General features: G+C 32.9%; 6 protein-coding genes. All 6 read right to left on the bottom strand.

Translation table 11 applies throughout. From position 1 onward, the window contains the following. Position 1 precedes the first annotated feature (1 nt). The gene (locus BUB70_RS02970; protein ID WP_073118189.1) at positions 2 to 2266 is read right to left on the bottom strand and encodes an NADP-dependent malic enzyme; all 2265 of its coding nucleotides are present in this window, start codon (positions 2264 to 2266) and stop codon (positions 2 to 4) included. Between the two features lie 185 nt (positions 2267 to 2451). Further along, on the bottom strand, positions 2452 to 3942 hold the full coding sequence (locus BUB70_RS02965; protein ID WP_073118188.1) for a calcineurin-like phosphoesterase C-terminal domain-containing protein: 1491 nt from the start codon (positions 3940 to 3942) through the stop codon (positions 2452 to 2454). 5 nt (positions 3943 to 3947) lie between these two features. Beyond that, entirely contained in the window at positions 3948 to 5741 is a 1794-nt protein-coding gene (locus tag BUB70_RS02960; RefSeq protein WP_229742949.1) for an alkaline phosphatase, read from the bottom strand. An 83-nt stretch (positions 5742 to 5824) separates the two neighbouring features. Then, positions 5825 to 6934, bottom strand: coding sequence for an alkaline phosphatase (locus tag BUB70_RS02955; protein ID WP_073118187.1), 1110 nt, complete (start codon positions 6932 to 6934; stop codon positions 5825 to 5827). A gap of 78 nt (positions 6935 to 7012) precedes the next feature. After that, positions 7013 to 8803 carry a RagB/SusD family nutrient uptake outer membrane protein gene (locus BUB70_RS02950; RefSeq protein WP_073118186.1) on the bottom strand — a complete coding sequence of 597 codons (1791 nt, stop codon included), beginning with the start codon at positions 8801 to 8803 and terminating at the stop codon, positions 7013 to 7015. Positions 8804 to 8821: 18 nt separating this feature from the next. Then, positions 8822 to 11776 carry a SusC/RagA family TonB-linked outer membrane protein gene (locus tag BUB70_RS02945; protein ID WP_073118185.1) on the bottom strand — a complete coding sequence of 985 codons (2955 nt, stop codon included), beginning with the start codon at positions 11774 to 11776 and terminating at the stop codon, positions 8822 to 8824. Positions 11777 to 12188: the final 412 nt, after the last annotated feature.

Raw genomic sequence — 12188 nt, 5'->3', positions numbered from 1 at the left:
ACTATTGATTTTGTGCATCAATTACTGCAACAGCAGTAATATTTACAATTTCTTCTACGCTTGCTCCTAACTGAACTACGTGTGCTGGTTTATTAAGTCCCATTAACACGGGTCCAATTGATGTAGCATCAGTCAACTCTTTAATCATTTTATAAGAAATGTTTGCTGCATCTAAACTAGGAAAAACAAATGTATTTGTTTCCTTCCCTACTAAATCAGAAAAAGAAAATTGTTTTTCTAATAAATCATGATTCAATGCAAAATCAGCTTGAATAGGACCATCTACACTTAAATCTGGTCTTTTTTCTTTTAACATTTCTACTGCCTTTTGAACTTTTGCAACTCCTGCACTTTCTACACCTCCAAAATTAGTATAAGATAACATAGCAATATGCGGTTCAATAGCAAATATTTTAGCCATTCCACTTGCTAATTCTGCAATGTTTGCTAAAACTTCTGAACTAGGATCAATATTTACTGTGGTATCTGTAAAAATTAACGGCCCTTTAGAAGTAATCATAATATTTGCTGCTGCAATTCTTGAAGCTTCTGGTCTTTTACCAATGGTCTCAAAAATTGGTTTTACTGTAGAAGGGTAATTTCTAGAATATCCAGATACCATTGCATCTGCATGTCCTTCATTTACCATCATTGCAGCAAAATAATTACGAGTAATCATATGCTTTTGAGCATCTAACAAACGAATTCCTTTACGGCTACGTTTTGCCCAATATTTTTCTGCATAAGCATTTACCTGATCTTTATATTCTTCACTCTTAGGATCAATAATTTCGACCTCTGTATCAAAACCTATTTCTTCTTTTAAAGCTGTAATTAAATCTACATTCCCTAATAAAATTGGTCTTGCTATTCCTTCATCAGATACAATTTGAGCAGCCTTTAATACATTCATATGCTCTGCTTCTGGGAACACCACACGCTTAGGATCTTTTTGAGAACGACTCACCAACATACGCTCAAACTTACTTCCAGACCCTGAACGCTCCATCAATTCATGCACATATGCATCCCAATCTTTAATTGGATTCTTTGCAACTCCACTCTCCATAGCTGCTTTAGCAATGGCTGGTGGCAATTCATAAATCAATCTTGGATCAAATGGTTTAGGAATAATATACTCTCTACCATATTGTAAATTCTTTTCTCCGTATACAATATTTACTTGTTCTGGTACGTTTTTCTTAGCTAAATCTGCCAAAGCATGCACAGCTGCCATCTTCATTTCTTCATTAATAACGGTTGCTCTAACATCTAAAGCTCCTCTAAAAATAAATGGAAAACCTAGCACATTATTTACTTGGTTAGGATAATCTGAACGACCTGTTCCCATGATTACATCATCACGAGTTTCTATAGCTAAATCATAGTCGATCTCAGGTGTAGGATTTGCCATGGCTAAAACAATTGGATCTGGAGCCATTGTTTTTAACATTTCCGGAGTTAATGCACCTGCCACTGATAAACCGATGAAAACATCTGCTCCATTGACTGCATCTTCTAAAGTTGTAAACTCAGTATCAATAGCAAACTCTTTCTTTTGCTCATTTAAATCATCACGTTTAGTGCTAATAACTCCTTTACTATCACACATTAAAATATTCTTAGGATCTGCCCCTAAAGCTTTGTATAGTTTTGTACATGAAATGGCTGCAGCTCCTGCTCCATTCACCACAATTCTTACCTTTTCAATATCTTTTTCAGCAATTTCTATGGCATTTTTTAAGGCTGCAGCGGAAATAATAGCAGTACCGTGTTGGTCATCGTGCATTACAGGAATGTCTAATTCCTCTTTTAATCTTCTTTCAATTTCAAAAGCTTCTGGAGCTTTGATATCTTCTAAATTAATTCCTCCAAAAGTTGGAGCAATAGCTTTTACGGTTTCAATAAACTTGTCAACATCCTCAGTATCTACTTCAATATCAAAAACATCAATATCAGCAAAGATTTTAAACAAAAGTCCTTTACCTTCCATTACAGGTTTTCCTGCCAATGCACCAATGTTACCCAATCCTAAAACAGCAGTACCATTTGAAATTACAGCAACTAAATTTCCTTTAGAGGTATATCTATACGCATCTTCTGGATTTTTTTCAATTGCCAAACAAGGAGTGGCTACTCCTGGAGAATAAGCCAATGCTAAATCTCTTTGTGTTGCATATTTTTTAGTCGGTACCACTTTAATTTTACCTGGTTGTGGCTTCTCATGGTAATCTAAAGCTTCTTGTTCTTTTTTTGTATAACTCATAATCATTAATTATAAGAGCAAATATACTATTTGTTTTCAGAAGCCCCTCCTATTGTAATATTTTTGACTTTAATATAAATTGATTGGTACTACCAATGAATTTTATGCAGATAATACATCATTTTTGATTAATGAGTGAAAATGATGTAATGAAAAAATGAGCACAAATCATTAAATTTTAAAATTTACTCAGAAATTCTCAGAACACGTTTCCCTAAAACATCTAAACCTGTTTCATCATCTTTGGCTTTTGCTAATATTAAATAAGTTACTTTTTGCAATTTTTTAGGAATTTTAATTCTCCACAAATGATCACTAATTGTTTTAGGTATTGGTATAGCACTTATATTTTGTCCTTTAAATCTACCTTCTTGCTGTAACTTATACAACTGTTTTAGTTTTGGAGCAACACCGTTATATTTTTCCATATCAAACCATTTATCTCCATCATAACTGATTTGCACGGTGGTATTTTCTGATCCAGCAAAAACATTTGCATAAATATAATCATCGTTTAAATCATTTAAAGCCGTATCCCATTCATTCCTTTCAGGAACTGTTATTTCTATTTGAAAATCCTTAGCCCTTCCTGAAACTTTATAGGTAAGATGATTTTTGTCTGTATTTAAAAACCAGTATCCTTTAGGGGTACCATCGTACATAAAAGCAAATGGAATGTGATTACTATCATGTGGACCTTGCCACCAAGAACCACAAACAGCCCCAGCAACCAACTCTTTTACTGCTGGTAAATTTTCTCTTGCAAAACTTTTTTGATACTGAGTATGTGTATGTCCCGCTACAATCATTACCTCTGGAAAGGCTTTAAAAAGATTTAACACTCTTTGATGATCTTCCATTTCTTCCAATGGAATATGCATAAACACATAAATAGATCGGTGCTTTTGTTTCATTTTATTTAGAACCTCATCAACAAAAACATATTGATCTTCATCTAATTTCCCCACATATCCTTTGTCTCCTTTTGGATAAATATTATTTAACACCAAACATAACTCAGAACCAAATTCATAAGCATAATAGGATGGCCCGAAAAACTTTTCAAAATCGGCATCTCTATCGTTAAAATGTTTGGCATTATAATTTTGATCATGATTCCCCATCACATTAAAAACAGGAGCACCAATCAGTCCTAAACTAGCTGATAAAGGAGCAAACATATCATGATTATCAAAAGTTAAATCTCCTAAGGGAATGATAAAATCGACATCTTCTTTATTTAACTCTTGTGTAACCAATTTATCTACATGATGCACATCATCAATTATATCTACTTGAGGATCTCCCAAAAGAGTGATATTTAAATTTTTAGGCTCTTTATGTTTTTGCAAAGGAAAATGATAAACCTGATTTTTAATATCGTTCTGAGACAAGAAAAACTGAGGTCTATTTTCTAACAGCGGAGAAATATATTGAGAAGGTTTGATAACAAACACCTTATTTCCTTGAATGGTAACTATTTTATAATTACCATATTTGTCCGTTTTTACAATATCTTTTCCATTAGACACCAATACTCCTTTTAACCCTTTTTCTCCCTTATCTAAAAGAGTGTTGTTATTGTTATCAAAGAAAACTTTTCCAGAAACAACAGTTTGTGCATGAACAAAAAAGAAATGAATAAATGTTAAAAGAAAAAAGATTATGTTTTTCATCTATACTATTTTTTTAATGCATTGATTACTTCCATAATTTTATGAAACACTTCATTGTTTTCATAAACTCCTCTGAATTTATCCGATTGAGGGCCATATGCAAAAATAGGCACCATGGTAGCTGTGTGGTCGTGTGTAATAAACCCTCCTTCTATTTGATGAGTTTCAACATTTCCGCTAGAAACACTAAACCCAGATGTTTCGTGGTCAGCAGTAATAATGACCAAAGTTTCACCGTCAGCATCAGCAAATTTAATGGCTTCCGTAATAGCTCTATCAAAATCAATTCCCTCATTTACAATCCCTTCTGTATCATTATGATGTCCAAAAGTATCTATCTGCGCTGCTTCTATCATCATAAAAAAAGGCTGTTCCTTTTCACTCAAAAACCCTAAGGCATCTTTGGTTGTTTTAGCCAATAAGTTTCCTCTCCCTTCTGCAATAGAAAGAACTCCTCCTTTTGAAAAGAAAATCCCAACTCTTGCACTTTTATCCAAATTACTTAATTGATTTGTGTTAGATACAATGGTAAAAACTTCATCTATTTTTAAATCTGTAAAAAAACGAGAACCACCACCTGCAAAAAAATCTAACTTACTACTTAATAAGTCTTTTGCTATTTGTTTTTCAAAACCTCTATCTTTTTGGTGTGCATAGAAAGCTGCAGGAGTTGCTCCTATAATTTCATCAGTAGTAATACAGGCAGTTTTGTAATTTAAATGATGTAAGACTTCAGTAATATTAGGAATACTATTTCCATTTGTATTTACACCAATGGCTCTGTTATATGATTTTTGCCCCGTAGCAAAAGCTGTTCCTCCAGCTGCTGAATCTGTTGTAAAATCATCCGTAGATTGTGTTTTGATAAAACCAATGTTTTTTAATTGAGTAACCGTTAACTGTTTATTATTTGCCAGTGTTGCAGATGAAATTTGTGACAAACCATTACCATCGCCAATTAAAAGAATAACATTTTTCACTTTTTGATTGACTTGTTTTTCATACTCAAAAGTAGGTTGATAAACTTCTGATTTTATTAATGCTTTTGCCGTTCTGTGGTTCAAAGTATTTACATACTCTGCACATTTTGATGGTTGATCTGTATTAATAAAGTCTAACCCTAATTTTACAAAAGTGTTCCATGCAGATTTAGAATCTGGAGTTGCCCAAAAACGAATAGGCTTCTTAAAAGTCTTTAATTTTTTAATGATATTAGAAACCTTATCAAAATCATCATGTGTCAACCTACCTTTTCCATTCCAGACAGAATAATCTTTAAAACTAGTACTTACCATTGCTACTTTTGCTAGATTTTTAGGAGCCAATGCGTTATCTAATTCTTGATAATCAAAAGAAATATACTCTGGATATTTATAATAATCCTCGGCATTAGGTCTATTTCCTGAAATCACAATTTTAATATTTGGATGCTCTATAATTTTTGGATATTTCTTTAAAGTCTGTTCAATTTTAGCTAAGGTTTTTATAGCATCTGATTTTACATCAACAAGCAATTGTAAATCTTGAAACGCTATGTTGTTCTTTATAACCTCCATTATAGGTTCTAAATACAACTTTTCTAACGTTTTGTTTTTATCTATTTCGTTTGCTGAATGGGTTACGTATAATTTTCCTTTTTTAAGAAAAACATCAACTTCTATAGAATTTAATCCTGCAGAAAAAGCATTCCAAAAAGGAACTTTTTGCATGTAATCATTGTGAGAATGTAATTTTGGGGTTTGTGCATATAACGCAGAAATACTGCAGAACAATACACAAATAAGTAATTTGCGTAACATATAAAACATATCTTAAATAATTTATAAAGATGCCACCCTGAGAAATTAGGTGGCATCTGCTTTTAACAAAAACAAAAGGCTACTTAGTTACCAATAGCCTTTATCAGTTTGTGGTAAATTTCATTGTTTTCATAAATTCCTCTAAACAACTCTTCACCCTTACCTTTAGCAAACACAGGCACTAATTCTGTACTATGCTGATCGGTATTAAAATATACTTGTACCTTATTAGGAACTTCTTTTTTATTTCCTTGTGCATCTTCTTCGTAAAACTTACCAATACTAACTCCTCCTGTTTCATGATCAGCAGTAACTACCAACAAGGTATTTGGATGTGTTTTTACAAAATCTAAGACCACTCCAATTGTTTTATCAAAATCCAAAACTTCTTCAATCATCATTTTATCATCTTTTGCATGACCTCCCCAATCTATAAAAGAGCCCTCAACCATAAAAAAGAATGGTTTTTTGTTGGCAGAAAAATAATCCAATCCTTTTTTAGTTGCTTCAGGTAAAAAATCTTTTCTACCCTGAATCTTATTAGGCAATTCATTCTCTGTTAGAAAAAAAGCATTGGGTCTTGTAGGATCAATTTCAGATAACGCCAAAGTATCTAACTTATAATTTTGTTTGATTAACGTATCAAAAAGGTTACGTCCATCTTTTCTTTTAGATAAAAACTTTTTTCCACCACCTGCTAAAAAATCAACATGAGCATTCACCAAATAATCTGCAATCTCTTCGTGCATGTCTCTATCTTTTACATGTGCATAAAAAGCTGCTGGGGTTGCATGAGTTAAAGATGTTAAACATGCTAAACCTGTTTGATATCCCTTGGCCTGTAATTGCTCTAAAATAGTAGGTAAAGAAATAGTGTCTTTAGAAACTCCAATAGCTCTTTTGTAGGTTTTTTCCCCAGTAGAAAAAGCTGTTGCTCCTGCAGCAGAATCGGTAATTAAATGACTGACACTAGAAGTTCTACTTAAACCTATAGATTTAAATTGTTTAAAATTTGGGATTTCTTCTCCAAAATAAAATGCACTAGATACTTGTGGAACTCCCATTCCATCTCCCACCATAAAAATGATATTCAATGGCTCTTCTGATGTTTTTTTAGGTTCTTGATTTTTAGAACATGATGCCAACACCAATATTCCTAAAAATGCAGAAGCTGATTTTATAATTTTATTCATTCTGTATAATTCTTTTAAATTAAAAAGCCAAAAAGGAAACCTCTTTGGCTTTTTTACAAGCTTTGGGTTGACTGTTGATTAATAACCTGGATTTTGTTCTAAGTATCCAGGAACATTTGTAGCTCCATCCACAGCATTTTGGGGTATTGGAAACAATCTCTTTTTAGGGTCAGTATTTGTTTTTTCTGTCCATGTATCTTCGTAATGTCCAAAACGAATCATGTCTGTTCTTCTGGCCATTTCCCAATAAAATTCAAAACCACGTTCACGATAAAGAATTTCTAAATCTAATGAAGATAATGCAGGTGGAGTTTGATCAGGACGAGCTGTTCTTTGACTTCTTACATAATTTACATCTGTAAGAGCACTTGCCGTTTCTCCATTTCTAAGTTTTGCTTCGGCACGCATCAAATAAATATCCGCATAACGCAATAAAATAAGATCTACACTGCTGTAGTTATTCCCATTCTGAGAAGTTTTACTAAACTGCCATTTAGCCACACGGTATCCACTTGCATATCCAATAGTAGGTGAAAAATTAATTTCTTCTGTATGGTTTACATAATAAGTAACACCGCCTGAACCATTTTCTCTCATTTCTGCCAAAGGATAAATTCTATATCCTTCATCACAAGTCATAACACCATTAGATTTGTTAAAATCTATTTTTCTAGGAGCCCAAATAGCACCACGTAAAATACCTCTATCCATTTCAAAATCATTCACACCATCACCATCTTCATCACCTACACAGTAATAGTGATCTGCATCATTTGTTGGATTTAAACCTGTTAAATCTTCTAAACCAGCAGGAACATTTGCATTTTTTTGATAGAATCTTGCATCTCTGGCAGGATCTTCATTTCCATAAGCCTCTACCCAAGTTTGATAAAAATCTGAAGTGATTGCAGGACCATCTGTACCATCCATATCAATATAAAAATCATCAGGTCTTGGAAATAACGAACCAGACATAGACCAATAAGCCCAACGATTTTGATCGTTTCTTAATACTCCTCTTTGATCTACAGCAAATATAACTTCAGGATTATCATGATTGTCATCATTAAACAAATCAAAATACTCTGGAGAAATAGAAAATTTTCCTGTGTTGATTACATTATCTGTGTATTCTATAACTTTATCCATGTCCTCCTTTTTAAAATCTGGAGTTCCATATGGATCACGATACACCGCTGCATTTAAGTGTAACTTCGCTAAAAAACCATAAACTGCTGATTGAGTTATTCTTCCTGGCCCAATATTATCACTCATCAAAGTAACCACTGAAGAAAATTCACTTTCTATATAATCTATAGCCTCTTGACGACGAAGAATTTGAGAGGTTTCACTTGAAAATTCTTTTTTAAAAGCAATTCCCCAAGTATCTAAAACAAGCATGTTAAAATACGCTCTTAAAGCCCTCATTTCATATACTGCTTTTTGAGCTTCGTTATCTCCTGCTTCAGCAAGTGCAGTTAATGATTCAATAGCTGTTACAGTTCTAGAAATATTTGTAGTTAAATAATCCCAAGACTCTGTTACCAAGCTGTTAGCCGTAGGAAAGTTATGTGTGTGTAACCCTACATATCTATCTCCATCTTGCCATTGTGTCCCTGCTCCGTTTTTACCATTACGAGGAGGTAAAATGGCTTCATCTGTAGCCAATTCAACCAAACCAAAATATCTTGTATGTCTAAATGTTTGAGACATATTACCGTAAGCCGCAGACAAAGCTCCACTGACAGGCTGTGTTGCCCCTGTAGTTCCTTTTAAAGATTCATCTAATACTTGTTCTTCTAAATCGGTACAACTCCAGTTCATCAACAAACCTACACTGAAAATTGCTGCTATAATTTTATTTTTCATTTTTAAAATATTTTTTGATTAGAATGATACGTTTAATCCAAATAAAAAAGTTCTGGCTTTTGGATATGAGTAGTAATCAATTCCAAATGTTTTAATTCCTCCTGATTGACTTCCTGTATTTACCTGTGGATCAAACCCTTTATAATCTGTAATTACAAATAAGTTTTGTCCTGTTAACGAAAGCCTAATGTTTTTTACCCATTGACCAATCCCAATAGTTTTAGGGTTTAAATTATATCCTAAAGTTGCATTGTTTAATCTTAAGAAATCTCCATTTTCTAAATAACGGGTTGATACTGAATTTGCATTTTGAGGAGATTCATTTAAGAACTCTATTGCTTGATTAGTTGTATTTGAAGATCCTTGAATGTTTCCAATATTAAAAGAAGACATTCTTGTGTGGTTGTATATTTTATTACCACCTGCACCATTAAAATTCAACCCTAAATCAAAGCTTTTATATACAAAATTTAGGTAGAATGCATACATATAGTCAGGTAAAGCACTTCCTGCGGCAGCTCTATCTCTATCATCAATAGTTCCATCGTTATTCATATCTTTATATACACTAAACCCTTGGTCATCAATTCCAGTAAATTCACGCATATAAAATGTTCCTATAGATTCTCCATTGATATAACCATTAATAGTTGCTCCACTTTGTCCAGATCCTTGTGCAGCTCCTGTTGCAAACACTTGATAAGGAGAATTGCTTACTTCATTTTTTGTGTACGAAAAATTTCCTCCAACATTATAAGAAAAGTCTTTTCTTCTATCACTTTGATAATCTAAAGCCAATTCTACCCCTGTATTTTTGATTTCCATGTTAGGAATGTTAATCCAATAAGTTGGTGTTGGGTTGATTGGGTCTGTTGTAATAGCATTTAAAATAATGTTGTCTGATATTTTATTAAAAACATCTAACGTACCCGACAACTTATTGTTCATCAATCCAAAATCTAACCCTAAGTTGGTTTGTGTAGAAACCTCCCATTGAAGATTTGGATTAGCAGTACGACTATATACCAATCCTAAAGGGTAATCACTTTTATTAACAACACTTCCATCTAAGGGATAAATGTCATTATCCTCACCGCTTTCACCATAACTTGCTTTGGTAATTTTTGATGGAATTTCTTGATTACCTGTTTGTCCCCAGCTAAATCTTAATTTTAAATTATTGATAGAACTATCTTTCATAAAATCTTCCTTAGCAATATTCCAACCTACCGCTACAGAAGGAAAGTATCCGTACTTATTATTTTCTCCAAACTTTGAAGAACCATCAGCACGCATAGTAGCTGTAAATAAATATTTGTTATCATAACCATAGTTTAATCTTCCGAAAAAAGATTGTAATTGATTGGTATTTGCAGAAGAAGAATCTCCAGTTAAATTACCCAAACTCATTTGATATCTTGGCTCCACACCGTTTTCCGGATAGCCATCGTAGGACCAACCTTTATAAGTATTTAAGTTTTCTTGAAATGATTGTCCTACTAACAAGGTAAAATCATGTCCATTCTTCTTAAGTGTGTAAGTTAAAGTATTTTCTACTTGTGTATTCTTGTTTGTATTTACATAAGTATCCAAAAATCCTTGAGTTACTCCAGCCTCTTTATAAGGCAACGTTTGCACATCTCTATTGGTTGTGGAATAATCTACTCCTAAATTTAATTTGTACGTTAACCCTTTTATAATTTCAAAAGAAGGAGCAATATTAGCCAATATACGGTTGTTATAAGAGTAATCTCCGTAAATAGATTCTGTAACTTTTGGGTTTGTTCTGTCTCCTAAATCTGTAGGAACACCATTTGTATAAACAGGTACTGTAGGATTTAACTCTAACATGCTTACCACCATTGATCCTGCATCCGATCTTTGATTTTCCGTTCTAGAAGTTGTTAAATTAAAATCTATTTTTAAACGATTATCAATTGCTTTTTGTGATAAGTTTACTTTTGCAGAATATCTTTTTAAATTGTTATTATTTAAAATTCCTTGAATATCTTCTACTCCTACAGATCCAAAATATGAAGATTGGTCTGAACCTCCACTCATAGATAAATTTGTTTTGTTAGAAACTGCTGCTCTTGTTAATTCGTTTTGCCAATCTGTATTTGAACCACCATCTGAAAGATCACCACCAACAGCGACTACTTGTTTACGAAATTCATCTGCTCCAAAAACGTCAACTTTATTAGCTATTGAAGACAATGCTGTAGATAAAGTTAGATTGATTTGAGATACTCCAGACTTTCCTTTTTTAGTAGTAATTACAATTACTCCATTGGCTGCTCTCGCTCCATAGATTGCTGCTGCCGATGCATCTTTTAACACATCAATACTAGCAATATCTTGGGGATTGATAAAGTTTAGTGGATTGGTTGGAACTCCGTTTCCTGAATTATCAATTGCAAAACCATCTACCACATAAAGAGGTGTTGTACCAGAGCGTAAACTACCTACTCCACGAACTACAATATCTTGACCAGACCCTGGCTCACCACTAGCGCTAGACACATTAACACCCGCCACTTTACCTTGTAACAATTGACCAGGATTGGTTACCACTCCTTTGTTAAAATCTTCACTTTTTACAGAAGCAATAGAACCTGTAACATCTGATTTCTTTTGAGAACCATATCCTACCAATACGACCTCATCTAAACCACTAGCTTCTTCTTTTAAAGTAATTTTTAAGTTTTGACTTCCTACAAAACTTACACTTTTAGTGGAATATCCTAAATAAGAAATCTCTAAAATTCCTTTATTTTCTTTTACGTTTAATATAAAATTCCCATCAAAATCTGTAATGGTTGATGTTCCTGTTTGTCCTTTTAGAACCACATATGCTCCTGGTATAGGAGTTTTATCTGCTTCGGAAACTACTGTTCCGCTAACAGAGACTTGAGCCATAGAAAGGGATATACATCCTATAGTCATCAATAAAAATAAATACGCTTTTTTCATTTAAAAAATTAGTTTTATAATTCGGTGCTCAAATGTAGATTTAAGACCTTGCTAAATGGGGTAATTTTATATTCCAAAGGGGGTAAAATTTGATCTAAAAAGTGGTCATAAAACACTAAAAAGGAGGATTTTTGTTACACTAACATTGTATTAACACTGGGTTAATCCTACAGTAATACTTATAATATTAAATTTTGTTCTTTTTATACTTTTGGACTTGCTTTTAAAAAACTTTTGATTGTATTTAAAATTCTTAAAACACCCTAAGATTATTTCTAATACCTCTATAAAACCCTATTCTATTTATTTGTTAAACGCAGAAGCAAAAAACATACATCCATTGGTTTTAGTACTATACTGTTAAACCGTTAAAAAAGATTAAACAATAAAAAAGGTGCTATTTTCATAGCAC

Origin of the sequence: Wenyingzhuangia marina (genome assembly GCF_900130035.1) — a bacterium.
Taxonomy (GTDB): Bacteria; Bacteroidota; Bacteroidia; order Flavobacteriales; family Flavobacteriaceae; genus Wenyingzhuangia; species Wenyingzhuangia marina.
This window is presented reverse-complemented; position numbering and strand designations above follow the sequence as displayed.